The 23,327-nt window shown below is 69.5% G+C and carries 23 protein-coding genes; 15 read left to right on the top strand and 8 right to left on the bottom strand.

Going from position 1 to position 23,327, the window contains the following annotated elements; translation table 11 throughout:
• The first annotated feature begins 64 nt into the window (after positions 1-64).
• Together ACZ5ZX_RS40640 and ACZ5ZX_RS40635 are read left to right on the top strand one after the other, a co-directional pair.
• Positions 65-817, top strand: coding sequence for a hypothetical protein (locus tag ACZ5ZX_RS40640; protein WP_465507334.1), 753 nt, complete (start codon positions 65-67; stop codon positions 815-817).
• Positions 811-1,647, top strand: a complete 837-nt coding sequence (locus ACZ5ZX_RS40635) for an RDD family protein (RefSeq protein WP_465507333.1) — start codon at positions 811-813, stop codon at positions 1,645-1,647. Before ACZ5ZX_RS40640 ends, ACZ5ZX_RS40635 begins: the two co-directional genes overlap by 7 nt.
• A gap of 2 nt (positions 1,648-1,649) precedes the next feature.
• On the opposite strand, the gene ACZ5ZX_RS40630 is transcribed toward ACZ5ZX_RS40635, so the two are convergent.
• Complete coding sequence (locus ACZ5ZX_RS40630; protein ID WP_465507332.1) at positions 1,650-2,375, bottom strand: SDR family oxidoreductase; 726 nt, start codon at positions 2,373-2,375, stop codon at positions 1,650-1,652.
• A gap of 92 nt (positions 2,376-2,467) precedes the next feature.
• Here ACZ5ZX_RS40630 and ACZ5ZX_RS40625 point away from each other — a divergent pair, with 92 nt between their 5' ends.
• Complete coding sequence (locus ACZ5ZX_RS40625) at positions 2,468-3,148, top strand: TetR/AcrR family transcriptional regulator (protein WP_465507331.1); 681 nt, start codon at positions 2,468-2,470, stop codon at positions 3,146-3,148.
• 1 nt (position 3,149) lies between these two features.
• Here ACZ5ZX_RS40625 and ACZ5ZX_RS40620 read toward each other — a convergent pair whose 3' ends face one another.
• Together ACZ5ZX_RS40620 and ACZ5ZX_RS40615 are read right to left on the bottom strand one after the other, a co-directional pair.
• The gene (locus ACZ5ZX_RS40620) at positions 3,150-4,007 is read right to left on the bottom strand and encodes a fructosamine kinase family protein (protein ID WP_465507330.1); all 858 of its coding nucleotides are present in this window, start codon (positions 4,005-4,007) and stop codon (positions 3,150-3,152) included.
• Between the two features lie 50 nt (positions 4,008-4,057).
• Entirely contained in the window at positions 4,058-4,891 is an 834-nt protein-coding gene (locus ACZ5ZX_RS40615; protein ID WP_465507329.1) for a helix-turn-helix domain-containing protein, read from the bottom strand.
• Between the two features lie 58 nt (positions 4,892-4,949).
• Here ACZ5ZX_RS40615 and ACZ5ZX_RS40610 point away from each other — a divergent pair, with 58 nt between their 5' ends.
• Positions 4,950-5,816, top strand: a complete 867-nt coding sequence (locus ACZ5ZX_RS40610; RefSeq protein WP_465507328.1) for an alpha/beta fold hydrolase — start codon at positions 4,950-4,952, stop codon at positions 5,814-5,816.
• A 136-nt stretch (positions 5,817-5,952) separates the two neighbouring features.
• Complete coding sequence (locus tag ACZ5ZX_RS40605) at positions 5,953-6,708, top strand: thioesterase II family protein (protein ID WP_465507327.1); 756 nt, start codon at positions 5,953-5,955, stop codon at positions 6,706-6,708.
• An 84-nt stretch (positions 6,709-6,792) separates the two neighbouring features.
• Here ACZ5ZX_RS40605 and xylA read toward each other — a convergent pair whose 3' ends face one another.
• Positions 6,793-7,962 (bottom strand): xylose isomerase, encoded by a 1,170-nt coding sequence (xylA, locus tag ACZ5ZX_RS40600; protein ID WP_465507357.1) that lies wholly within the window; start codon positions 7,960-7,962, stop codon positions 6,793-6,795.
• A gap of 95 nt (positions 7,963-8,057) precedes the next feature.
• Between xylA and ACZ5ZX_RS40595 the strand changes: the two genes are divergently transcribed.
• Positions 8,058-9,239: an ROK family transcriptional regulator gene (locus ACZ5ZX_RS40595; RefSeq protein ID WP_465507326.1), complete on the top strand. Its 1,182-nt coding sequence runs from the start codon at positions 8,058-8,060 to the stop codon at positions 9,237-9,239.
• On the opposite strand, the gene ACZ5ZX_RS40590 is transcribed toward ACZ5ZX_RS40595, so the two are convergent.
• The 3 genes from ACZ5ZX_RS40590 to ACZ5ZX_RS40580 all read right to left on the bottom strand — a co-directional run bounded on the left by ACZ5ZX_RS40590 (position 9,196) and on the right by ACZ5ZX_RS40580 (position 11,497).
• Positions 9,196-9,657 (bottom strand): hypothetical protein, encoded by a 462-nt coding sequence (locus ACZ5ZX_RS40590; protein WP_465507325.1) that lies wholly within the window; start codon positions 9,655-9,657, stop codon positions 9,196-9,198. The genes ACZ5ZX_RS40595 and ACZ5ZX_RS40590 overlap by 44 nt on opposite strands.
• 127 nt (positions 9,658-9,784) lie before the next feature.
• Complete coding sequence (locus ACZ5ZX_RS40585) at positions 9,785-10,216, bottom strand: hypothetical protein (protein ID WP_465507324.1); 432 nt, start codon at positions 10,214-10,216, stop codon at positions 9,785-9,787.
• An 801-nt stretch (positions 10,217-11,017) separates the two neighbouring features.
• A complete protein-coding gene (locus ACZ5ZX_RS40580) occupies positions 11,018-11,497 on the bottom strand; it encodes an Lrp/AsnC family transcriptional regulator (RefSeq protein WP_465507323.1) in 480 nt (159 codons plus the stop codon).
• 134 nt (positions 11,498-11,631) lie between these two features.
• Between ACZ5ZX_RS40580 and pdhA the strand changes: the two genes are divergently transcribed.
• The 6 genes from pdhA to ACZ5ZX_RS40550 all read left to right on the top strand — a co-directional run bounded on the left by pdhA (position 11,632) and on the right by ACZ5ZX_RS40550 (position 17,405).
• Positions 11,632-12,729 (top strand): pyruvate dehydrogenase (acetyl-transferring) E1 component subunit alpha, encoded by a 1,098-nt coding sequence (pdhA, locus tag ACZ5ZX_RS40575; RefSeq protein WP_465507322.1) that lies wholly within the window; start codon positions 11,632-11,634, stop codon positions 12,727-12,729.
• Complete coding sequence (locus ACZ5ZX_RS40570; RefSeq protein WP_465507321.1) at positions 12,729-13,727, top strand: alpha-ketoacid dehydrogenase subunit beta; 999 nt, start codon at positions 12,729-12,731, stop codon at positions 13,725-13,727. Before pdhA ends, ACZ5ZX_RS40570 begins: the two co-directional genes overlap by 1 nt.
• Positions 13,720-14,907, top strand: coding sequence for a dihydrolipoamide acetyltransferase family protein (locus ACZ5ZX_RS40565; RefSeq protein WP_465507320.1), 1,188 nt, complete (start codon positions 13,720-13,722; stop codon positions 14,905-14,907). Before ACZ5ZX_RS40570 ends, ACZ5ZX_RS40565 begins: the two co-directional genes overlap by 8 nt.
• A gap of 81 nt (positions 14,908-14,988) precedes the next feature.
• Positions 14,989-16,377 carry an MFS transporter gene (locus ACZ5ZX_RS40560; protein ID WP_465507319.1) on the top strand — a complete coding sequence of 463 codons (1,389 nt, stop codon included), beginning with the start codon at positions 14,989-14,991 and terminating at the stop codon, positions 16,375-16,377.
• Positions 16,304-16,561 (top strand): VOC family protein, encoded by a 258-nt coding sequence (locus ACZ5ZX_RS40555; RefSeq protein ID WP_465507318.1) that lies wholly within the window; start codon positions 16,304-16,306, stop codon positions 16,559-16,561. The genes ACZ5ZX_RS40560 and ACZ5ZX_RS40555 overlap by 74 nt, the downstream gene beginning before the upstream one ends.
• Before the next feature lie 76 nt (positions 16,562-16,637).
• A complete protein-coding gene (locus tag ACZ5ZX_RS40550; protein ID WP_465507317.1) occupies positions 16,638-17,405 on the top strand; it encodes a PE-PPE domain-containing protein in 768 nt (255 codons plus the stop codon).
• Positions 17,406-17,501: 96 nt separating this feature from the next.
• On the opposite strand, the gene fusA is transcribed toward ACZ5ZX_RS40550, so the two are convergent.
• Complete coding sequence (gene fusA / locus ACZ5ZX_RS40545; protein WP_465507316.1) at positions 17,502-19,553, bottom strand: elongation factor G; 2,052 nt, start codon at positions 19,551-19,553, stop codon at positions 17,502-17,504.
• 394 nt (positions 19,554-19,947) lie between these two features.
• Here fusA and ACZ5ZX_RS40540 point away from each other — a divergent pair, with 394 nt between their 5' ends.
• The 3 genes from ACZ5ZX_RS40540 to ACZ5ZX_RS40530 all read left to right on the top strand — a co-directional run bounded on the left by ACZ5ZX_RS40540 (position 19,948) and on the right by ACZ5ZX_RS40530 (position 23,198).
• Complete coding sequence (locus tag ACZ5ZX_RS40540) at positions 19,948-20,967, top strand: sigma-70 family RNA polymerase sigma factor (protein WP_465507315.1); 1,020 nt, start codon at positions 19,948-19,950, stop codon at positions 20,965-20,967.
• A gap of 69 nt (positions 20,968-21,036) precedes the next feature.
• On the top strand, positions 21,037-22,452 hold the full coding sequence (locus ACZ5ZX_RS40535) for an MFS transporter (protein ID WP_465507314.1): 1,416 nt from the start codon (positions 21,037-21,039) through the stop codon (positions 22,450-22,452).
• Positions 22,449-23,198, top strand: coding sequence for an isocitrate lyase/PEP mutase family protein (locus ACZ5ZX_RS40530; protein WP_465507313.1), 750 nt, complete (start codon positions 22,449-22,451; stop codon positions 23,196-23,198). Before ACZ5ZX_RS40535 ends, ACZ5ZX_RS40530 begins: the two co-directional genes overlap by 4 nt.
• Positions 23,199-23,327 lie beyond the last annotated feature (129 nt).

Raw genomic sequence — 23,327 nt, 5'->3', positions numbered from 1 at the left:
CACTACGTGACGCCAGTCACTACCGTCTCTTTGCGGACTGCAATTCTTGCACGAGGGGTTGATCATGGCCGAATGGCTGGACAAAACGATCGAGGAAGGCGTCCCGGAGGTGGTCGAGAACCGCCTGGGCAGACGTCTCCTCTACGCCGTCTTCTGGCTGACCACGGCGATCCTCGCCTTCTGGTTCCTCAGTACCGGGGTCGTCTATGGGGCCTTCGTGATCGGCGCTCCGCTGGCACTGCTGCTGACGACCCGGCTCCGCGGACTGGGCACGGTCTCCCGCGCCATGCTGGTGATCGCCGGGACCGCGGCCCTGGTGCCCACCTTCTTCCTCGGCAAGTACAAGGGCGCCGAAGACGGCCACACCGGGTTGATCCTCGTCGGCTTCCTCGTCTTCCTCATCTGGGGAGCCGCCTACCCGGCGATGCTCGACAAATTCGACGAGCGCTTCCAGCTTTCCCAGTACCCGAAGGAATCCCGGCCGCGCAAGCTACGGAAAGAACACCGGGACGAGCTCGCGATGCTTCGCGTGCTCCTGGTCAGACTCGCCATGGCGACCCTCGCCATGCTCGTCGCCGACGCCACCATCGTCGCGGTGCTCTGCCTGCTCGCCCTCCTCCTCCGCAGCCACTGGTCAGCGACGATCGCCGGCCTGGCCTGTCTGCTCGAGACCGTCGTCGAGATCGATGGACTCGGCCTGGTCTTCAAATTCGATCTCGTGGAGATCGGGGCGGGCCTGCTCGCGGCGTCACTGTGGTGGGACGCGGTCCGCGATCCGTTGTGGGACAGGCGAGTCCAGGTGGAGGGAGGATGGTGATCCAGCGACCAGGGAACCCGCTCCCGCCTCCTCGCCCGCTACCGTCGTCGACGTCGGCCCGCCGCTGGGGCGCGCGCTGGATCGACTGGCTGGTGCCGTGGCTGGTCACCTCACCACTGTGGTTCCTGACCGCCGAGAAGATCCAGACCGAGGCGGCCGAGCACGGCTTGTCTTTGGCCGGCAGGGGAATCTTCAAGACCGTGTTCGGCGAATGGGGCGCTCTCGGGGACGCCGCCGGTGACGAGGTGGCAGGCCTTTGGGGTGACATCGTCCTGGCGATCGTCATGACCTTGACCGTGCAGGTCCTGCTGATCATGGTGTACGAAGTGGTCCTCGTGCGGTCCTGGGGCCGCACACTGGGCAAGGCCGCCTTCACCCTCTCGGTGCGCCGCGCCGACGGCGGCCGCCTGACCTTCGGCCAGATCTGCGCCCGCTCCGCGCTCACCGTGCTCGTCCCGGGAATCGGCTGGGTACTGCTGATCGCCGCGATCCTCCAGCTGAGCGTGCTGCTCGCGCTGGCCGGGATCGCGCTCCTGCTCTTCTCGGCCGTGGAATGCGGTCTCCTGCGGATGTCGCCGGACGGCAAGACCAGCTGGCACGACCGGAAGATCGGTTCGGTCGTGGTCTCCAAGACCTGGACGGAACAGCTACGACAGGCGCGGGAGTTCCAGCAGCGGGCCTTCGACGGTGGGATGACCTTCGCCCGGCAGGCCTGGGAAGCGCCGCAGGTCCAGCAGTTCTCCCAGCAGGCTCAGGCGAGCTTCCAGCAGATGCGCGAGCGCGGCCGTCAGGCGATAAGGCGCGACGACGAGCAGAACCGGGGGCGGTGAGGTCAGACGATGCCGCCGTTGGCCCGGATCACCTGGCCGTTGATCCAGCGCGCCGGACCGGCGAGGAACGAGACGACCTCGGCGATGTCGGACGGGGCGCCGAGGCGTTCGAGCGGCGGCTGGGCGGCCATACGCGCGATGGTCTCCTCGTCCTTGCCGTCGAGGAAGAGCGCCGTGGCCGTCGGGCCGGGGGCGACCGCGTTCACGGTGATGTCGCGGCCGCGAAGTTCACGGGCGAGGACCAGGGTGACCGCCTCGACCGCGCCCTTGGTGGCGGCGTAGGCGGCATATCCCGGCAGGGCGAGACCGAGCACCGAAGTGGAGAAATTGATGATCGCGCCACCGTCGCGGACGCGGCGGGCGGCTTGCTGGTCGACCACGAAGGTGCCGCGGATGTTGGTGCGGTGCAAGCGGTCCAGCCGGTCGAGGTCCAGTTCGGCCACCGGCGCGAGGTATGTGGCGCCTGCGGCGTGGACCACTACGTCGACGCCGCCGAAGGTCTTCTCCGCGGCGTCGAACATCGCCGCGACGGCCTCTTCGTCGGCGACGTCGGCCTGCGCCGCGATCGCCTGGCCACCCTTGGCGGTGATCGCGTCGACCGCCGCCCCGGCCTCGTCCTTGTTGCCGCCGTAACCGACGACGACCGCGAATCCGTCGGACGCGAGCCGCTCGGCGGCCGCCCGGCCGATGCCCCGCGACCCACCGGTGACGATCGCTACGCGTGCCATGTTGCGCTCCCATCAGGTGTTTCCTTCGATAACACTATGACCGTATCACTGATACCGAACCAGTGCTACCACAAAGGTGTTATCGTTGATTCGTGACGTTGACGACGAAAGACCGATTGGTCCGCGCGGCGGCCGAACTTCTACTGGAAGGCGGGCGCGACGCGCTGTCGACGCGCGCCGTCAGCGCCGCGGCCGGTGTGCAGGCCCCGACGCTCTACCGGCTCTTCGGCGACAAGGACGGGCTGCTCGACGCTGTCGCCACCTACGGCTTCGAGAGCTATCTGGCAGGCAAGCACGCTCTCGGCGAAACCGAGGACCCGGTCGGCGATCTGCGGCGCGGCTGGGATCTGCACGTCGAGTTCGGCCTTTCCCAGCCCGCGTTCTACCTGCTCATGTACGGCGAGACCAGGGTCCGCGAGGCACGCAAAGAGGCGGACGCGTTGCTTCGCCGCATCGTCGAACGGATCGCCGAATCCGGCCGTTTACGCGTCCCGGTCGAGCGGGCGGCGCAACTGGTGCACGCCACCGGGATGGGGGTGACCCTTTCGCTCATCGCGAGCCCTGCCGAGCGGCGCGACCTCGACCTGATCACCGCCGCCCGTGAACACGTCATCGGGACCATCACCACCGATACCGCCGACGCCGACGGCGATTCCGGTGTCGCCTGCCGCGCGATCGCGCTCAAGGCCGCGCTGGAAAAAGAGCCCAGTGAGGCGCTGACCCCGGCCGAGCGCGCGTTGCTCGGCGAATGGCTCGACCGCGTCGCGCGGTGAACTACCGGCCGACCACCCTCGCGGCCGCGACCGCCTGCCCGGCATAGGACCGTCCGAAGAGGACGGTGTGGACGAGCAACGGGAACAGCTGGTGTGCCCCGGTCCGCTCGGCCCAGCCGTCGGCCAGCGGCGCGACCTCCTGGTAGGCGGCCAGCACCCGGTCCAGCAGAGGGCAGCCGAACAGCTGCAGCATGGCCAGGTCGGTCTCGCGATGACCGCCGTGCGCGGCGGGGTCGATGAGGGAAGCCTCGACGGCGCCCCAGAGCACGTTTCCGTTCCACAGATCACCATGCAGGCGAGCGGGCGGTTCCGCCGGTCCCGCCAGTTCCGGAAGCCGCGCGCAAGCCCGTTCGATCACCGCGGCTTCGTCGCCGTCCAACGTGCCCTCGTCGACGGCGCGGCGGACGTACGGCAGGACCCGGTACTCGGCGTACCACCGCGGCCAGTCCTCACCCGGCGCGTTCACCATCGGGGCCGGTCCGATCCACGCGTCGGACGGCCCGCCGGGCGGCGGCGCGCCGAACCCGGGAGCTCCGGACGCGTGCAACGCCGCCAGTCCCCGCCCGAGCCGCTCCGCCGCGTGATGCGTCGGCCGTCCCCCGCCGACCAGTTCGGTGACCAGCCATTCGCCGTCGTGGCCGCGGACCTCGGGCACTCGGACCGCATCCGCCTCACCCAGCCACCGCAGTCCCGCGGCCTCCGCGAGCGCCGCGCCGGGGGCGTGACCGCGTTTGACGACGACGGTGTCGCCGCTGTCCAGCACGACTTCGGTCACCGCGCCCGCCAGCCCGCGCTGTTCGGCGACGGCTCGTCCGGTGATCCTCGTTGCCGCCTCGGCAGGCGTCGAAACCTGGGTCATGTCCGCAACCTACCGCCGCCGATCGGGTGAACGCTCGTTGCGCGGAGCGATCAGCGACCACCGGGGATGAACAATCCGGTCGGTTTCCCGATCTCGGTCGGCGTGCATCCGCTCAACGCCCGGAATTCGCGGGTGAGATGCGCTTGGTCGCTGTAGCCGCCCAGGTGGGCGATCTCCGCCCACGACAGGGACGACTCCCGGTTCAGAAGCGCCATCGTCCGGTTGAGCCGGGTGATCCGCCCGACCGTCTTGGGGCTCAGCCCGATCTGTTCGCGGAACCGGGCGTTGAGATGCTGGCGGCTCCAGCCGATCTCGTCGGCGAGCGCGTCGACGCGGACCGGTCCCGCCGACAGCCGCTCCCAGGCGTACCGGACGGGCGTGGACAACGCCCGGCCACGAACCAGCCTCGCCATCAGGTACTCGTCCAGCAGCCGGAACCGATCCGGCCAGTCCACCGCCTCCGCGAGCCGTTCGGTCAGCGATCCGGACGGCAGCACCTCGGCCGCGGCGATCGTCGAGTTCGCCAGCTCCCGCAAGGGAATCCCGAACAACGCGGACGCGCCGAGCGGACTCAGCGCGACGGCGATACCGCGCGCGGCCCCGGCCTGCTCCACGACCAGCGGCCGGTCTCGCAAGCCCAGCACGGGCGAATCCGGGATCTCGCCGTCCTCCTCCGAACGGCGGGCCGGGGCCTCGAAGTCGATCATCCAGGTGAGCACGGACAACGGGGTGACCCGCCAGGAATTCGGCCCGGTAGCGGGAAGGTCGTGCGCGACATAGCCGGCGACATGGGCGGCGATGGCGGGATGCGGCAGGCGGAGCACCCGCTCACCCGGCGCGCGGTGGATCTCCCGCCGCGGCACCACGAGACTCCATCCGCCCATCACGCCATCTTACTTTCGTTCAAGACCGGGAACGGGGCTCCCGCTTAGCGTTCTTCTCATGACGAAAATCGGGGGATTCAGGAGTCCGGCGGCCGAAAAACGCTATTTCGCCGCCTATGACCGGGCCATCACCGAATGCCCGGAACCGGACGCGGTATTCGACGTCGAGACACCGCACGGCACCACCCGCGTCTATCGCCACGGCGGCGACGACGGCTCGCCGATCGTCCTGTTGCCCGGGCTCATGGCGACGTCGGCCTGCTACGCGACCTTGATTCCCGCGCTGGCCGAGCGACGGCGGGTCTACGCGATCGACACGCTCGGCGAGGCGGGCCGAAGCATGCAGGCGTTGCCGTTCAAGGAGATCCGGGACCGCGCGGTCGCACTCGACGACGTCTTCGAAAGCCTGGGGCTGACCTCGGTGCATCTCGTCGGCGGTTCGACCGGCGGCTGGCACGCGGTGAACCAGGCGATTCACGCGCCCGGACGGCTCGCGTCCCTCGGACTGCTCGACGCGACCACCGTCTCGGCCCCGTTCACCCGGAAGGTCTTCTGGTACGGCGCGGCCGCCGCGATCCTCGACAACGATCGGCTGTGGCGCGGATTCCTGCGGTGGTCGGCGGGCGCGGACGTCCTCGATCAACCCGCGCCTCGGCTCGTCCTCGCCGGGATCAGGTCCTACCGCGCGCGAGTGCCCTTTCAAATCTGCCCATCTGAGGAAGCACTCCGGTCGATCGAGGTGCCGGTTCTCGCCTTGTTCGGCGCGCGCAGCGTCGTCCACGACTCCGTCGTGGCGGCCGAACGGCTCAAGGATCTGGTCCCCCACGCCGACGTCGAAGTCCTGCCCGAGGCCGGGCACTACCTCTATCGACGGCCGGAGGATCGAGCCCTGATCGTCGAACGGATCCTCCGGTTCGCCTCTTGAATGGGGGGCGCCGGATACGACATGGCCCGGCGACCATTCTTCGGAGAGATCCGTACCTCCCCCTGCCGGGTGAATTGATCTTGGTCGATTCCAAACCGTTACCCCATTCGGGTTAACGGCGCGTATCTTTCGGATCATGAAGGCCGCGCTCACTCAACTGTCCACATCAGACAGTCGCGGCCCGCGCTACCTGCTGCTTCCGCCCGCGGGCGGAACAATCCGCGCGTTCGGCCCGCTTGCCGGGACGGCCCGTGCGAACGTCTGGGGCGTCGAGTATCCGGGCCATGGGGATCGGCTCGCGGAGGCTCCCGCGACGTCCGTCGAAGACCTCGCCACGCGGTTGGCGGACGAGACGACGCGAGAATGGTTCTCCCGCACCGTGGTGATCGGTTTCGGAATGGGCGCGTTCGTCGCGCTGGAAACCGCTCAGCGGCTCGGCGCCGCTCCCAGCGCGTTGATCGTGGCCGACGCCTGTGCCCCGCAGCGCCGGTCGCCGGACAAGAACGCCAAGACGGCCGCTTCGGCCATGGGGCGGGTGTTCGGCCGCACCGGGCTCACCCCGGTCGCGGGCTACCGCGACTCGCCGGAAAGCTGGGAATACGCGCTGGACCTGCTGCTCGGCGATCTCCAGTTGCTGAACGCCTACCGCGGGCCGGCGAGGGCGCGGCTTTCGTGCCCGATCGCGGCGATGCGGGGCAGCGACGATCCCGCGTTCGCCTCGGGCGACGACGCCACGGGCGGCTGGCGGGTGTGGACGTCCGGCCCGTTCGTGGGCCGCGTCGTCCCCGGCGGCCATCTCGGTGTTCTCGAGCCCGGCAGGGAGGCCGAGTTCTGGGCCCGGATCCACCGGCTGGAAGCGGCTTTCCTCGACGTCGAACCGGAAGTCGCCTGACCTGCGTCCGCCGATCCGTGAAGGCCTCCTTCCCTACCTTGAGAGTAGGGAAGGAGGCCTTCACGGACTTGTCACCGACCTGCGTCAGCGCGCCCCGGTGAGGTGTTCGAGCGCCAGCTGGGACAGGCGGACGAAGCCATAGCCGCGCTCCGCCACCTTGTCCGCGTCGAAGTCCTCGAACGCCGAACGGTCGGCCAGCAGGTCCGCGGCCGTTTCGCCTTCGTTGAGCGTCGGCGTCGCCAGTTGCGGGACGAGGGCCGTCTCCAGCGCGGCCTGCACCTCGGGGTCGGCCCGGAAGGCGCGCGAACGCTCGGCGAACAGCAGATAACTGGCCATGTTCGCCTCGGCGCTGGCCCAGACGCCGTCCATGTTCTCCGTGCGCAGCGGCTTGTAGTCGAAGTGGCGAGGCCCGTCGTAGCCGCCGTTCTCCAGCAGGTCGACGAGGAAGAACGACGACAGGACGTCACCGTGGCCGAACACGAGGTCCTGGTCGAACCGCGGGCCGCGCTGGCCGTTGAGGTCGATGTGGAACAGCTTGCCCTGCCACAGCGCCTGCCCGATCCCGTGGACGATGTTGAGCCCGGCCATCTGCTCGTGCCCGACCTCGGGGTTCACACCGACGATCTCGTGGTTCTGCAGCGTGGAGATGAACGCGAGCGCGTGGCCGACGGTCGGCAGCAGGATGTCGCCGCGCGGCTCGTTCGGCTTCGGCTCCAGCGCGAGCCGAAGCCCGTAGCCCTGGTCGATGACGTACTGGGCGAGGAAGTCGATGCCCTCGCGGTAGCGGTCCATCGCCGCGCGGACGTCCTTCGCGGCATCGGTCTCGCTGCCTTCGCGGCCGCCCCAGAGCACGAACGTCGACGCGCCGAATTCGGCGGCGAGGTCGAGGTTCCGCAGCACCTTCCGCAGCGCGAACCGGCGGACGTCGCGGTCGTTGCTGGTCAGCCCGCCGTCCTTGAAGACGGGGTGGCGGAACAGGTCCGTGGTCACCATCGGGACGACGAGGCCGGTCTCGGCGAGCGCGGCCTGGAAGCGCTTCAGATGCCGCGCGCGCTCCGCGTCGGACGAGCCGAACGGGACGAGGTCGTCATCGTGGAAGGTGATGCCCCAGGCACCGAGGTCGGAAAGGCGGTGCACCGCGTCGACCGGATCGAGCGGGCCACGACTGGCCGGACCGAACATGTCGTTCGCCTGCCAGCCCACGGTCCACAGCCCGAAACTGAACTTGTCCTCACGCGTCGGTGCCTGAGCCATCATGCCTCCACGAATTAGTTTGATGCCTGAACTTATCGAGACACCTCCGGCGGGTCAAGGCTTTCGTTCAGGCATCGAACGAATACAATCGCGCGATGACCGGCACGCGTCCCGCGGGACAGCACACCGTGCGACAGCACAACGCCGCCCTCGTCCTCGGCGCGATCGCCGACGGCCCGGGAACCTCACGGGCGGGCCTCTCCGCCACCACCGGGCTCACGAAGGCGACGGTGTCGAGCGTGGTCGACCGCCTGATCGCCGCGGATCTCGTGGCCGAAGGCGAACCGGAACGACGCGTCGGCCCAGGACGGCGCGGCACCGTCGTCTCACTCTCCCCCACCGGGCCGCACGGACTGGGCATCGAGATCGGCGTCGACTACCTGGCGTCCTGCCTGGTCGATTTTACCGGCACCGTCCGGGCCGAGGAGGTCCGGTACGCGGACAACCGGACTCCGCGCGTTTTCCAGCGTGTGTCGGCGTTCCTGCGCAAGGCACGGCAGCAGGCGGAGGCGCTCGGGGTACCTGTCGGGGGTGTCGGCATCGCGGTGCCGGGAGTGGTCGAGTCCGCCCGCGGACTCGTGCGCCTCGCGCCCAACCTTGGCTGGCGCGACGTCGACCTCGCGGATCGGCTCGGCGAGAGCTTCACCGTCGCCAACGAAGCCAACTTCGCCGCACTCGCCGAACTTTGGCACGGCACGGCGTTGCCGGATTTCGTCCACGTGTCCGGTGAGATCGGCATCGGAGCGGGAATCGTGCTGGATCGCGCCCTGTTCGAGGGGGTACGCGGCGCGGGCGGCGAGATCGGCCACCTCCCCGTGGCACCCGACGGTCCGCCGTGCTCCTGCGGCGCGAACGGCTGCCTGGAACGGATGGCCGGACAAGAGGAGATCCTGCGGCTGGCCGGCGCGGAGACGGTGGACGAGCTGATCTCCGCGCTGGAGTCCGGAGACGCCGCGGCAAGCGCCGCCGTCACCACCACCGCGGGGCATCTCGGTATCGGACTGTCCACTGTGGTCAATCTGATGGACGTCCCGGCGGTGGTGCTAGGCGGAACCTACGCGCGGCTCGAGCCCTGGCTGCGTGAACCACTCCTGGCCGAGCTGGACCGCCGGGTGCCCAGCACCGCCTGGTCGCCGGTGCGCGTCGTCCGCTCGGCGCTCGGCACGGGAGCCGCCGTACGCGGCGCGGCCGGCTCGGTCATCCGCGGCATCCTCGCGGATCCCGAGCACTATCTCACGACTCACTGGCCATCCGGTCAGGACGCTCGGGCCCGGTGATCCCCGGCAGCAACGGCTCGATCGCCTGCGCTCGCCGTTCGATGTCGGGGCGCCTGGCCCGCCGGGCGTAGGCGATGAGGGCTTCACGATCCTCGCGCGGAAGCCACCCCTGCTCGCACCCCGTTTCCAGCCGCACGAGGTGCTGCACCAGCTCGGCCGACTCGGCGCCGAAATCCCGCATCCGGCGTGTCAGCAGCTCGGCCGCGGCGAGGTAGCCGTTGTTCCAAGCGTGGACCGCCAGCAGCTGCGCCGTCGCCGCGAGGATGTCGCCGAGGTGGAACCCGCCCTCCGCGGCGAGATGCCCGGCGAGCCGGAAACTGCGTCTGCCTTCGCCGACCGGCCCCTCCTCGCGAATCGCTTCGAGCAACGCCCCGACCTGCCGCGTCAGGTAGTCCTGACCCGCGCTCTCCACCGTCACCGCAATCCTCCGCCCAGTCGCCGCGATCGTAGGGAGGTGTCAATGGACAGTGCGCCGGATACATCGAATGCCGAACCGTTATCACCCGAATGGGTCTGCCGGTCGCCGCGCGGTGACGATGGGTGGGTCAACAGGGCGCCACGGCTCCGGTTTCGCCCGCGGGGCACCATCCGGGGTGCTCTCGCAGCCACTTGTCACGCTCCGTCTCGACGTCTCGCTGGGTCAACCCGCGCGCCCTGCTGACGCAGCCACCCGTGTGGCACCTGATGTTCGTCCCTGGTTCGAAACACTGGTTCTCATTCTGGCGGCAAGCCGCCCTGCGCTCGTCGGCCGAGGGTCGCTTGGTCTTGACGGTGGTGGGCGGTTTGGTCGTGGTGGGCGCGGCGGTGATCGAAGTGATGACGACCGGCGTGGTCGTTTCCGGGCTCGGCGAGAGGGTCGTCGGCTCGGCGCTCGTCGTGACCGTGACCGTCGGACGCGCAGGCGGATCCGGCGGCGCACAGGCGGCGGTCCCGAAGAAGAACACGGCAGCCGATATCAGGAGCAGCACACGTGCCACGATTCCTCCGCCTCCGCCGTCGAATCCGCCTGTAGTCGGCGAAAGGGCGGAGAGCGTTACCGGGGGCGCGGCGGTGCCTTGCGCCGAACCACGCGAGCCTGGACCGACTGCCGGAAGGCTCTGCGCCATGAGTGTCCATAAGAGACGCAAGGGGGCGTGAGTGTCATCGAGGCCTGAGGCGAAGGTGACGTGCGCCGGAGCGAGTCCGGACCAGCCGGCGTCCACTCGGAACACTTCCTCTCGACCCGATGTCCGATTGATGCCGGTATGCGCACTTAACGTCGGTGTCATGAGGGGCAAGTAGCGTTATTGAGAGCCAGGTCAAACGTGGCGCGCCTCGGGTGCGGGACCGGGCGGACTGACGGAAGCCGGGCCCGCACCCCCAGTGTCCACAAGGGACGCCTTTCTCAAGAAATCTGTCCGACTTGGGCGGTTTGCGCGGTTTTGGACGAGGGTCGTGAGTGACAATGAGGGTTCTAACCCTATTCGCCACTCACGACCCCCTCAAAGAACCGTGCATAGCACCCAAATCGGACGCTCGTCTCCGAAAGTGAGCCTTATGGACGATTGCGGGCGTCCTGGGTCGCCTTCGACGAGTCCGCGGCCACCTCAGCTTCGGCACGCCATATTGCCTGCCTTTCACTAACTCCACTTGACCCTCACGACCCGCAACCGAACATAAGAGCATCAATCGGCCAGTCGGCAGAATGCCCCCGGCGGACGTCGGCGCGCGCTAGCTCCCGCCCAGGCGAAAACCACGCTCCTTCCCGAGGCATCCGCGCCATAAGCGCATTCAGAGGACTAAATGCGGGGCGCCAGGCCCGGCTGCTCTTCGAAGATCAGCCAGGTCCGGGTGGACCGCACGCCGTCCAGCGCCTGCAGCCGTTCCAGGACGACGTCCCGCAGTGACGCGTTGTCCGGCGTCCGCACCAGCAGCAGGATGTCGAAGTCGCCGCCGACCAGCGACACGTGCTCGACGTACGGGATCTCCCGCAACTCCGCCGACATCGTGCGCCACGACGTCTGCTCGACGGTGATCAGGATGTACGCGCTCGTCCCGAGGCCGGCCCGCCGCGGATCGATCTTCGCGCCGAAACCGGTGATCACGCCTTCGGAGATCAGCCGGTCCAGCCTCGCGTAGGCGTTGGTGCGCGAGATGTGCAGCCGTTCCGCCAGTGCGCGGACGGCGAGCCTGCCGTCGGCGGAGAGTGCGGCGAGGATGGCGCGGTCGATGTCGTCGAGGGCAAGGACCGTTCGTCCCGGATCCGGGCCGTGAGCCACACCACTCGTGGACGTTTGGCTCGGCTGAACCGATCCTGCGGACTGTTTGTCGCTCATTCCGCCTGCCTCTTGAACACCGGGACGTCAGAAACCACCATCTCAGCATCATATGTCTGTGAAAGGTGGTGCTGCGCATGTCGCGGGAGACCCCTGCCGCCGCGTTGCTGCCGTCCGGAGTCCCGGTGCGGTTCCTCGCCGAGGACGGCACGCGCGTCGACGAGCACGACGGCTACTCCGAGCCGCCCGCCGATCGGCTGGTCGAGGCCTACCGGCTGATGGTGCTCGGCCGCCGGTTCGACGTACAGGCGACGGCGCTGACGAAGCAGGGCCGTCTCGCGGTCTACCCGTCCAGCGCCGGTCAGGAGGCCTGCCAGGTCGCGAGCGCGCTCGCCCTCTCCGACGCCGACTGGCTCTTCCCCACCTACCGCGATTCGGTCGCGTTGGTCGCCCGTGGGCTCGACCCGGGCGAGGTCCTCACCTTGCTTCGCGGTGACGCGCACTGCGGCTACGACCCCACCGTGACCCGGGTCGCGCCACAGTGCACGCCGCTGGCCACGCAGACACTGCACGCGGCCGGGCTCGCGCACGCGATGCGGCGCCGCGGTGAGGACGCCGTCGCGTTCGCGCTCATCGGCGACGGCGCCACGAGCGAGGGCGACTTCCACGAGGCGCTCAACTTCGCGGCCGTGTTCAAGGCACCGGTCGTCTTCTTCGTGCAGAACAACGGTTTCGCGATCTCGGTGCCGTTCGAGAAGCAGAGCGCCGCGCCCGCGCTGGCCTACAAGGGCGTCGGCTACGGCGTCCGGTCCGAACAGGTCGACGGCAACGACGCCCTCGCCGTGCTTTCGGTGCTGGACGACGCCGTCGCGCACGCGCGTTCCGGTCGCGGGCCGGTCCTGGTCGAGGCGCACACCTACCGGATCGACGCGCACACCAACGCCGACGACGCCACCCGCTACCGCGACGCGGCCGAGGTCGAGAAGTGGCGCGCCGCCGATCCGGTCCGCCGTCTGGAGACCTACCTGACGAACGAGAAGCTGCTGTCCGAAAAGGACATCGAACGGTTCCGCGCCGAAGCGGAGACCTTCGCGGCCGGAGTGCGCGACACGCTCAACGCCGACGTCGAGCCCGACCCGCTTTCGTTGTTCGAGCACGTTTACGCCGAGCCGACCCGCCACCTGATCGCCCAGCGCGCCCAGGTCGCCGCCGAACTCGAAGCAGTGGAGGCCTGATGAACGAGATCTCGATGGCCCAAGCGCTCAACGCCGCCCTGCGCGACGCCGTCAAAGACGACGACCGCGTGCTGATCTTCGGTGAGGACGTCGGCCCGCTCGGCGGCGTCTTCCGGGTGACCGACGGCATCACCGCCGACTTCGGTGAGGAACGCTGCTTCGACACGCCCTTGGCCGAATCCGGCATCGTCGGCTTCGCGGTCGGGATGGCGATGGGCGGCTTCCGTCCGGTCGTCGAAATGCAGTTCGACGCCTTCGCCTACCCCGCCTTCGAACAGATCACCTCGCATGTGGCGAAGCTGCGGAACCGCACCCGCGGCGCGCTTTCCCTGCCGATGGTCATCCGGATCCCCTACGCGGGCGGGATCGGCGGCGTCGAGCACCACTGCGATTCGAGCGAGGCCTACTACACCCACACGCCCGGCCTGCGCGTCGTCACGCCCGGCACACCGCAGGACGCCTACGACCTCCTGCGCGACGCGATCGACTCACCGGACCCGGTGATCTTCCTCGAACCCAAATGCCGCTACTGGGCGAAGGAATCCGTGTCGTTCACCCGCGGCAACGCCCCAATGGACCGCGCGGTCGTCCGCCGGGCGGGCAAGGACGTCACGGTGCTCGCCTACGGCCCGATGGTCGCCACCGCGATGGAGACCGCGGAGGCGGCGACGGCCGAAGGCTGGGACGTCGAGGTGGTCGATCTCCGATCGCTGAACCCGTTCGACGACGAGACCGTCACCGCTTCGGTGCGCCGCACCGGGCGCGCGGTCGTGGTCCACGAAGCCGCCGGGTTCGGCGGCTACGGCGCCGAGGTGGTCGCCCGCGTCACCGAACAGTGCTTCCACCAGTTGCACGCGCCCGTCCTGCGCGTCACCGGCCTCGACATCCCCTATCCGCCACCGAAACTGGAACGTCATCAGCTTCCGGACGTCGACCGGATCCTGGACACCATCGCCCGGCTGCAGTGGCACGACGAACCGGTGGTGGCCGGTGCCTGACTTCCTGCTTCCGGACCTCGGTGAAGGACTGACCGAGGCGTCGATCGTGAACTGGCTGGTCGCGGAGGGCGACACCGTCGGCGTCGACCAGCCCGTCGTCGAGGTCGAGACCGCGAAGGCCGCGGTCGAGGTGCCGGTGCCGTTCGCCGGCGTGGTCACCCGCCTCCACGGCGAACCAGGTCAATCGTTGCCGGTCGGCGCTCCCCTGCTCACCATCGGTCCCGGCTTCACCGAACCCGGCGTCACGACCGCGAGCGAGGGAAGCGGCAACGTCCTCATCGGCTACGGCACGACCACGACGACGAGGCGCCGCCGGGCGCGCACTGTCGTCTCCGCTCCCGCGAAGCCGTCGAAAGCGCCCGGTGTGATCTCGCCGTTCGTCCGCAAAATGGCCGCGGACAACAAGATCGACCTGACGAAGCTGACCGGCAGCGGTCCGGGCGGCATCATCCGGCGCGCCGACGTCGAGGCCGTGCTCACCGCCGTCCCCGAGCAGAGGGACGGGGAGAAACGGATCCCGCTGACCGGGGTCCGCAAAGCGGTCGCCGACAAGCTGACGACCTCGCGGCGCCAGATCCCCGAGGCGACGGTCTGGGTCGACGTCGACGCGACCGAGCTCGTCGCGGCACGGAAGTCGCTCAACGCCTCGGCGCCGGATCGTCCCGTGAGCCTCCTCGGCCTCATCGCCCGGTTCGCCGTCGCGGGGCTGCGGAAGTACCCCGAGCTGAACTCGCGCGTCGAGGGCGACGAGATCGTGCAGTTGCGGGACATCAACCTCGGTTTCGCCGCGCAGACCGAACGCGGGCTCGTCGTTCCGGTCGTCCGTGACGCCGGTTCACTGTCCACAAGGGACCTTTCGGCGGCGATCCGCGAACGGACCACCCAGGCACGGGAAGGCAAACCCGGCCCGGCGGGCGGCACGTTCACGGTCAACAACTACGGGGTGTTCGGGGTGGACGGCTCGGCCGCGATCATCAATCACCCGGAGGCGGCGATCCTCGGCATCGGCCGGATCATCGACCGCGCCTGGGTGGTCGACGGCACGCTGGTGGCGAGGAAGGTCTGCGAGCTGACACTGGCGTTCGATCATCGGGTGTGCGATGGCGGCACCGCCGGTGGCTTCCTGCGGTTCGTCGCCGACTGCGTCGAGTCGCCGGTCACCGCGCTAGGGGAGCTCTGAGCGCCCAGTACAACTCGTGGTTGTGAACCGCCAACGACCCGTTGTTCGACTTCGTGGTCCCGGCTTGCTTTGATCTCGCGGGTGAGTGGGAGATCGCTGGGGCGACGGTTCGGCTGGTTGTGGGCGGCGTACGCGGCGAGCGCGTTCGGCACCAGATTCGCGTTCGACGCGTTCAGCCTCATCGCCATCGTGGTGCTGGGCGCGGGCACCACCGAGGTCTCGCTGCTGGCGGCCGCCGGTCTCGTCGTGGGCGCCGTCGTCGCGCTGCCGCTCGGCCCGTGGGTCGAGTTCCGCCGCAAACGACCGGTGATGATCGCGATGGACCTGGTCCGCTGCGCGGCGCTGCTGACCGTCCCGCTGGCGTACGCGCTGGGGCTGCTCGGCTTCGGTCAGCTCCTCGTCGTTTCGGTCGTCGTCGCGGCGGCCGACATCACGTTCCTGGCCGCCAGCGGCGCTTTCCTGAAAACGCTGCTGCCCCGCGAAGACCTGCTCGTCGCGAACGCCCGGTTCGAGTCCACCACCTGGACCGCGACCGTACTCGGCCCGCCGCTCGGTGGCTTCGCCGTCGGCCTGTTCGGGCCGGTGATCACGATCGCCGCCGACGCGGTCACCTACCTGCTGTCGGCGCTCGGGATCCGCGCGGTCGGCGGTTCGGAACCGCCACCCGCGAGGCCGGAAGGTGCCCGGTTGACCGGTCGCGACCTGCGGGAAGGGTGGCGGTTCATCCTCACCCACCCGGTGCTGCGGCCCCTGTTCGCCAACACGATCGTGGTCAACGGCCTGATCATGGCGACCGCACCGCTGATGGCCGTCCTGATGCTCGGGCAGCTCGGCTTCGCGCCGTGGGAGTACGCGGTCGCCTTCGCCGTGCCTTGTCTCGGCGGGCTGCTCGGAGCGAGACTTTCCCGGAGCGTGGTCGCCCGGTACGGCCGGAGCCGGGTCCTCTTCGTCGCCGGTTGGCTGCGAATCTGCTGGCCCGTCGGACTGGTCTTCATCCAGCCCGGCGTTCCCGGACTGATCCTGGTCATCGTCGTCGAACTCTGCCTGATCACCTGTATCGGCGTGTTCAGCCCGGTGCTCGCCACCACCAGGCTCGAACAGGTGCCCCTCGACCGCGCGGCGCGCACGCTGTCGGCCTGGTCGATCGCAGGCAAGCTCACCACCGCCGCACTGACCGCGCTCTGGGGCCTGCTCGCCGCGTTCACCGGTCCGCGTGTCGCGGTCGGGATCGCCGGGGCGCTCATGCTCGCGACGCCACTCCTGCTCCCCCGAAACCGTCGGACCCCTGTGCCAGGATCGGCGCATGACGATCAAGAGGGTGGTTCCCAATCTGGAGAGCAAGTCGCTGGAGCAGGCGAAAGCCTTCTACGAGCGGGTGCTCGGCTTCGAGGTGGTGATGGATCACGGCTGGATCGTGACGCTGGCGGATCCGGCGCGTCCCGAGGTCCAGCTGAGCCTGATGACGCATGACGAGACGGCGCCGGTCGTGCCGGTCGCGTCGATCCAGGTCGACGACGTCGACGCGGCGTACGCGGAGGCGAAGGCGTCCGGCGCGGAGATCGTGCACGAGCTGACCGACGAGCCGTGGGGGGTGCGGCGGTTCTTCGTCCGCGCCCCCGATGGTCACGTGGTGAACGTCCTCGCCCACCGCTGAAGCCGTTTCATCAGAATTTCATGACGCTTCCCTAGCGTTCGAACACGCACCGTAGTCGAGCGAAAGGGAGTCGAATGTGAAGAAACTCAGGGGGGTCCTGGCGGCGGCCGCGCTGGCCGCCGGGCTGATCGGCGTCACCGCGCCGACGGCCCAGGCCGACCAGGCGCATTACTACATCCTCATCGGCGGCACCTGTGACGGCGCCGCGACCGTGTACAACGACGCCTGGTTGCGGGGCGGGATCCGGAAGGTCGTCCACTACCCGGCCGGGGCCGCCGGATTGCCCAACTGCGACCAGACGCCGATGGACCAGAGCGTCGCGCGCGGGCACGAAGAAGCCCGTCGCGTGGTCCAGAGTTCCTTCGACGAGAACCCGGGCGCGGAGTTCACCGTCGTCGGCTACTCGCAGGGCGCGCTGGTCGCGAACCTGGTGCTGAACGACATCGCCGACGGGAAACTGGGCGTGGACAAGTCGCGGTTCAGCGCGAAGATCTTCGCCGACCCGATGCAGCCGGTCGGTCCGCCGGGACGCGGGATCAGCGCGGTGCTCCCGCCGGGGGCAGGCGCGCCGTCGCCGTTCGGCGGCTACGTGTCGTTCGGGCCCGGCCGCACCGATTTCGGCGGAATCCCGTTCATCCGCTACTGCATCGAGACCGACGGTGTCTGCCACTTCGACACCATCGAAGCCCCAGGTGGGTATTTCGCCCAGCACCAGTGTTACCAGTGGGCCCGCCCCACCGATCACCGCTCGATCATGGAGGACACGATCGCGGACGGTGTGTACACCAACGGTTCGCACGCGTTGCCGCGGCAGAACTGCCGTCCGCCGTGGCCTTCGGCGTGACCGGGTGAAGACGGCTGTCACCCGGTGCCCGATCACCGGGTGACAGCGGTTCGAGCGATGGCCCGCCCACAACGTCGTGGGCGGGCCATCGTCGGCCTACCGGACCGGCTGTCCCTCCGGTGCCGGGGCGTGCCCGATCGGCCGGGCGGTGAACGTGCCCCGGCCCTGGGTCCGGCTGCGCAGCCGCGTCGCGTAACCGAACAGTTCGGCCAGCGGCACGGTCGCGGTGACCACGGTCGTGCCCGCGCGCGCCGTCGAACCCAGCACCCGGCCACGCCGGGCGGCCAGGTCGCCGAGCACCACGCCGACGGCGCTTTCGGGCACGGTGACGGTCACTTCGGCGATCGGCTCCAGCAGCGTCATCGCCCCGGCCCGCAACGCGTCGCGGAGCGCGAACCGACCGGCCGTCCGGAACGCCATCTCCGACGAGTCCTTCGAGTGGGTGGCCCCGTCGGTCAGCGTGACCCGGACACCGGTCACCGGATGCCCGCCGAGCGGGCCTTCCGCCAGCGCGTCACGGCAACCGGCTTCGACCGCGCGGACGTACTCGCGCGGCACCCGGCCACCGACCACAGTGGACCGGAATTCGAACTCCCCTTCCGCCAGCGGTTCCGTGTCGAGAACGACGTGGGCGAACTGCCCGGCGCCGCCGTCCTGTTTGACGTGCCGGTAGACGAAACCGGACACGCCGCGGGCGACCGTCTCGCGGTAGGCGACCCGAGGCCGTCCGACAGCGACGTCCAGCCCGTGGTCGCGCCGGATCTTCTCCACCGCCACCTCCAGGTGCAGTTCTCCCATGCCCGACAACAAGGTTTGGCCGGTCTCGCGATCGGTCCGGAGCACCAGCGACGGATCCTCCTCGACCAGCCGCGCCAACGCCGACATCAGCCGTTCCGTGTCGGTGCCCGTCCGTGCCTCGACGGCGACCGAGACGACCGGATCGGCGGCGACGGGCGGCTCGAGCAGGAGCGGATCCGACGGCGCGCACAGCGTCGCACCGGCACGGGCCGTCTTCAGCCCGACCACCGCGACGATGTCGCCCGCGACGGCACTGTCCACCCGGGTGTGCCGGTCCGCCTGTACCCGCAGGATGCGGCCGACGCGTTCGCCGCGCCCGCTGCCCACGTCCATCACCGCCTCCGAAGTCCGGATCGTGCCCGAATACACCCGCAGGTACGTCAACCGCCCGGTGGCGGTCGAGGTCACCTTGAAGACCAGCGCGGCGAACGGCGCCGACGGATCGGCAGGCCGTTCCTGGACCGTGCCTTCGTACTCACCGCGGACCGGCGGAACATCCGACGGCGCCGGCAGGTACGCCACCACGGCTTCCAGCAGCGGCTCCACACCGCGGTTGCGGTAGGCCGAACCGCACAGCACCACGAGCCCGACCCCGGTGCGGGTCAGCTCGCGCAGCGCCGAGACCAGCGTCTCCGTCGAAACCGTCGAAGACTCGCAGAACTCCTGCAGCGCGGCCGGATGCAGCTCCGCCACGCTCTCGTCGAGCAGGCGGCGACGCCGGTTCGCTTCGTCCACAAGGGACTCCGGAACCGGCCCTTCCTCGGCCTTCTCGGCACCGTCCGCCCAGACGAGCGACCGCATCCGCAGCAGGTCGACGACGCCCACGAAGCCGTCTTCGGCACCGATCGGCAACTGGGCCACCAGCGGACGCGGATGCAGCCGGTCCCGGATGGACTCGACGGCCGCGTCCAGATCGGCGCCCGCGCGGTCGAGTTTGTTGACGAACGCGATCCGCGGCACACCGTGCCGGTCTGCCTGGCGCCACACCGATTCGCTCTGCGGTTCGACCCCGGCGACGCCGTCGAACACCGCGATCGCGCCGTCGAGGACGCGGAGCGACCGTTCGACCTCGTCGGAGAAGTCGACGTGGCCGGGGGTGTCGATCAGGTTGACGCGATGGCCGTCCCACGAACAGCTGACGGCGGCGGCGAAGATGGTGATACCACGGTCTCGCTCCTGGGAATCGAAGTCGGTCACGGTCGTGCCGTCGTGGACCTCACCCCGTTTGTAGGTGGTGCCGGTGACGTACAGGATCCGTTCGGTGAGAGTGGTCTTGCCCGCGTCGACATGGGCGAGGATGCCCAGGTTCCGGACGGCGGACAGGGGGACACGGTGCGGGTCGGTGCGCATGGCGCAGGGCCTTTCGAGATGAACTCCGGAAACTCCGACGGCGCGATTCCGGCGAACGCGGACAGGCGCCCTCGCCGTCGCGGGGCGACGGGAAGCGGGCGCGAAAAAGTCAGGCGTTCACCAAAAGGGCCGGTGCTAGCCGCGCGGCAGGCACCGGACGCGCGGAGACACGAGGATCACCTCGTACCGAGCCGAGGGGACGACGACGGCGTTGTGATGACGCACGGTCCTGTCCTTCCTCGCCGGGATGATTCGTGGCGAGTCTAGCCACCGCGCAGTGGATCGCATACGGGTTTTCGGCGGATTCGGAGGAAACTGGGCGAGGACCGACCAGTTTCCGGCGGCGGCGGTGTCCACCTTTTCGAGAGACACCATCAGGAGGAAGGAGCCGGGCATGCGGGCGGACGAACTGCTGACCCTGGCGAAGACCGGCGACGGCGCGGCGTTTCGCGACCTCGTCGCGCCGTACCGCCGTGAGCTGCAGGTGCACTGCTACCGCATCCTGGGATCCGTGCAGGATGCCGAGGACCTGCTGCAGGAGACGCTACTGGCCGCGTGGCGCGGGATCGACGCGTACGAGGAGCGCGCGTCCGTGCGGACCTGGCTGTACCGGATCGCGACCAACCGCTGCCTCAACGCGCTGCGGGCGGCCGACCGCCGCCCGCCCGACTACGCGGCCTACCGACCGGAGGTCCCGTTGCCAGAGCCGTCACGCCGCCGCCCGGAACCCAGCTGGCTGGAGCCCTACCCCGATCTCCTGCTCGACGAGATCGCCGATCAGGTGCCCGGCCCGGAGGCGCGCTACGAGGCCAGGGAATCGATCTCGCTCGCGTTCCTGGCGGCGCTCCAGCAGCTACCGCCCAAACAGCGGGCGGTCCTCGTGCTGCGGGACGTCCTCGGGTTCCGCGCCGCCGAGGTGGCGGGGATGCTCGACACCACCGAGAACGCCGTGACCAGCGCGCTGAACCGGGCGCGCACGGCGCTGGCCAAGGAGATGCCGGACGGCGGACGGGAAACCGCTCCCCTGCCGGATTCGCCGCGAGAACGCCGGATCGTCGACGAGTTCGCCCGCGCCTTCGAGACCGGCGACGTCGAGGCCATCGTGGCGCTGCTGACCGACGACGCCTGGCTGACCATGCCGCCACTCCCCCTGGAGTACCAAGGCCCGGACGCGGTCGGGCACTTCCTGGCGACCGTCGCGCTTCGCGACAACCGCCGGTACTCGCTGATCCCGACCCGCGCGAACGGCCAGCCCGCCTTCGGCTGCTACGTGCGCGATCCGAGGACGCCGATCTGCCACGCGCACGGCGTTCTCGTGCTGGAACTCGCGGGCGACCGGATCACCGCGGTGACCCGGTTCCTCGACAACTCACTGCTCGCGGTGTTCGGGCTTCCCCGCTCGCTGCGCGACTGACCTTCCCCGCCCCCTGGCCACGCCTCGACGGGCGTGTGCCCTGTCATGCCCGAAAACCAAGGAGAAATCTTGACCCCCAAACAGGCGTGGGTGCTGGCGCTCGCCTCGCTGGCGTCGTTCATGATGGCGCTGGACAGCCAGGTCGTGACGACGGCGCTGACCACGATCCGCCGGGATCTCTCGGCCTCGATCGAACAACTCGAATGGACCGTCAACGCCTACAACCTGAGTTTCGCGGTCCTGCTGCTGACCGGGGCGGCACTCGGTGACCGGTTCGGCCGCCGCCGCATGTTCGTCACCGGCCTCACGGTGTTCACGCTCGCCTCGGTGGGCTGCGCGATCTCGACGGACATCGGCACGCTGATCGTCGCGCGCACCGTGCAGGGCGCCGGCGCCGCGATGGTGCTGCCGCTGTCGCTCACCCTGATCAGCGCGATCTTCCCGCCCGAACAGCGCGGTAAGGCGATGGGGCTTTACCTGGGCCTCACCGGGCTGGCGACGTTCAGCGGCCCGTTCATCGGCGGTGTGATCGCCGAGGGACTGGCCTGGCAGTGGATCTTCTGGCTCAACCTGCCGATCGGCGTGGCCGCCGTCCTGCTGACACTTCGGCGCGTCGACGAGAGCGCCGGTCCGAACAACCGGTTGGACCAGGGCGGCGTCGTCCTGATGACGCTGGGATCGCTCGGCATCGTGTGGGGCCTGGTCCGCGGGAACCTCGCGGGCTGGGGCAGTGCCGAGGTCCTTGGGGCGCTGACGCTCGGCGTCGTACTGGTGATCGCCTTCGTGTTCTGGGAACGCCACAGCGACGCGCCGATGCTGCCGATGCGGTTCTTCCGGCTGAGGGCCTTCTCCACGGCCAACGCGGCGAACTTCTGCGTCTTCGCCTCGCTGTACGGCACGTTGTTCTTCCTGCCGCAGTATTTCCAGACCGCACAGGGTTTCGGGCCGTTCGAGGCGGGACTGCGGCTCATGCCGTGGACCGCGACCCTGATGATCTGCGCGCCCATCGCCGGCAAACTGGCCGACAAGTACAGCGCGCGTACCTTCGTGGCCGCCGGGCTGCTGCTCCAGACCATCGGCATGGGCTGGATCGCCCTGGTCGCCGTCCCAGGCACCAGCTACGCGACCCTGCTGCCAGGACTGATCGTCAGCGGTGTCGGCATCACCTCGGCCATGCCCGCCGCGCAGCGCTCGGTCGTCGGTGCCGTGCGGCCGCCCGAAATCGGGCAGGCGTCCGGCGCGTTCATGATGTTGCGGATCTTCGGTGGGGTGTTCGGCGTGGCGGTGGCGGTCGCCGTTTTCACCGGCGCCGGAAGTCACGTGTCACCAGAGGAATTCGGCGGCGGGTTCTCGGCGGCGATGGGCGCTGTCGTCGCCTTCGCCTTCACCGGCATGCTGGTCGCCTTGGGCATACCGGGCAGGCGACCGGCCGACGCACCGCGGGCACCCGCCCTGTCAGGTACCGATCGAGGAGGAAACCGATGACCGACCTGAACGTTCGCGCCGAAACGCTCCGCGGCCTGCACAGCGGGGAAATGCTCGTGCTGCCCAATGTCTGGGACGCCGCGAGCGCCGGAGTCGTGGCGGAGGCCGGCTTCCCCGCGATCGCCACCGCCAGTGCCGCCGTGTCGGCGATGCTCGGCTACCCCGACGGCGAAGGCGCGCCATGGCAGGAGATGTTCGCGGCGGCGGGCCGGGTCGCCCGCGCGGTCTCCGTGCCGGTGACCGTGGACGCGGAAGCGGGTTACGGCCTGGCGCCGCGGGAATTCGTGGAGCGGCTGCTGGAGACCGGCGCCGTCGGCTGCAACCTGGAGGACACCGATCACTCCTCTGGCGGGCTGGCCGACGCGGACGAGCACGCCCAGCGGCTCGCGGACATCCGTGCCGCGGCGACCGACGCGGGCGTCCCGATCGTCGTCAACGCCCGCGTCGACACGTTCCTGGGTGACCGCGGGATTCCGGAGCAGGACAGGCTCGCCGAGGCCGTCCGGCGAGGCAGGCTTTACCGGGAGGCCGGTGCCGACTGCGTGTACCCGATCGGCGTGCGACGGCGGGACGACCTCGCCGCACTGGTCACCGAACTCGGCTGCCCGGTGAACGGGAACGTCGGAGACGAACTGGACCTGGCCGCGCTCCGGGAACTCGGCGTGGCGCGGGTTTCGTACGGTCCCCGCTTCTATCGCGCGGCTTTGGCGGGGTTCAAGGAGGCCATCGAGAAGCTGGAGGGCTGAGCGCGCGTCGTGAGTGGCGATTCGGGTTAGAACCCGAATCGTAACTAGTCAGGTCCTGGTCATCCGGTGATCGTTGTTCTGCGATGATTGCCGGGTGTCCGGGAGTGAGCGTCCGTCGTATGACGAGCT

This window comes from Amycolatopsis sp. NPDC033938 (assembly GCF_055575975.1).
This window is presented reverse-complemented; position numbering and strand designations above follow the sequence as displayed.

Coding starts and splice junctions, on each gene's coding strand:
- ACZ5ZX_RS40640 (WP_465507334.1), top strand. CDS start 65: ATGGCCGAATGGCTGGACAAAACGATCGAGGAAGGCGTCCCGGAGGTG.
- ACZ5ZX_RS40635 (WP_465507333.1), top strand. CDS start 811: ATGGTGATCCAGCGACCAGGGAACCCGCTCCCGCCTCCTCGCCCGCTA.
- ACZ5ZX_RS40630 (WP_465507332.1), bottom strand. CDS start 2,375: ATGGCACGCGTAGCGATCGTCACCGGTGGGTCGCGGGGCATCGGCCGG.
- ACZ5ZX_RS40620 (WP_465507330.1), bottom strand. CDS start 4,007: ATGACCCAGGTTTCGACGCCTGCCGAGGCGGCAACGAGGATCACCGGA.
- ACZ5ZX_RS40615 (WP_465507329.1), bottom strand. CDS start 4,891: ATGGGCGGATGGAGTCTCGTGGTGCCGCGGCGGGAGATCCACCGCGCG.
- ACZ5ZX_RS40610 (WP_465507328.1), top strand. CDS start 4,950: ATGACGAAAATCGGGGGATTCAGGAGTCCGGCGGCCGAAAAACGCTAT.
- ACZ5ZX_RS40605 (WP_465507327.1), top strand. CDS start 5,953: ATGAAGGCCGCGCTCACTCAACTGTCCACATCAGACAGTCGCGGCCCG.
- xylA (WP_465507357.1), bottom strand. CDS start 7,962: ATGGCTCAGGCACCGACGCGTGAGGACAAGTTCAGTTTCGGGCTGTGG.
- ACZ5ZX_RS40595 (WP_465507326.1), top strand. CDS start 8,058: ATGACCGGCACGCGTCCCGCGGGACAGCACACCGTGCGACAGCACAAC.
- pdhA (WP_465507322.1), top strand. CDS start 11,632: ATGTCGCGGGAGACCCCTGCCGCCGCGTTGCTGCCGTCCGGAGTCCCG.
- ACZ5ZX_RS40570 (WP_465507321.1), top strand. CDS start 12,729: ATGAACGAGATCTCGATGGCCCAAGCGCTCAACGCCGCCCTGCGCGAC.
- ACZ5ZX_RS40555 (WP_465507318.1), top strand. CDS start 16,304: ATGGATCACGGCTGGATCGTGACGCTGGCGGATCCGGCGCGTCCCGAG.
- fusA (WP_465507316.1), bottom strand. CDS start 19,553: ATGCGCACCGACCCGCACCGTGTCCCCCTGTCCGCCGTCCGGAACCTG.
- ACZ5ZX_RS40540 (WP_465507315.1), top strand. CDS start 19,948: ATGCGGGCGGACGAACTGCTGACCCTGGCGAAGACCGGCGACGGCGCG.
- ACZ5ZX_RS40530 (WP_465507313.1), top strand. CDS start 22,449: ATGACCGACCTGAACGTTCGCGCCGAAACGCTCCGCGGCCTGCACAGC.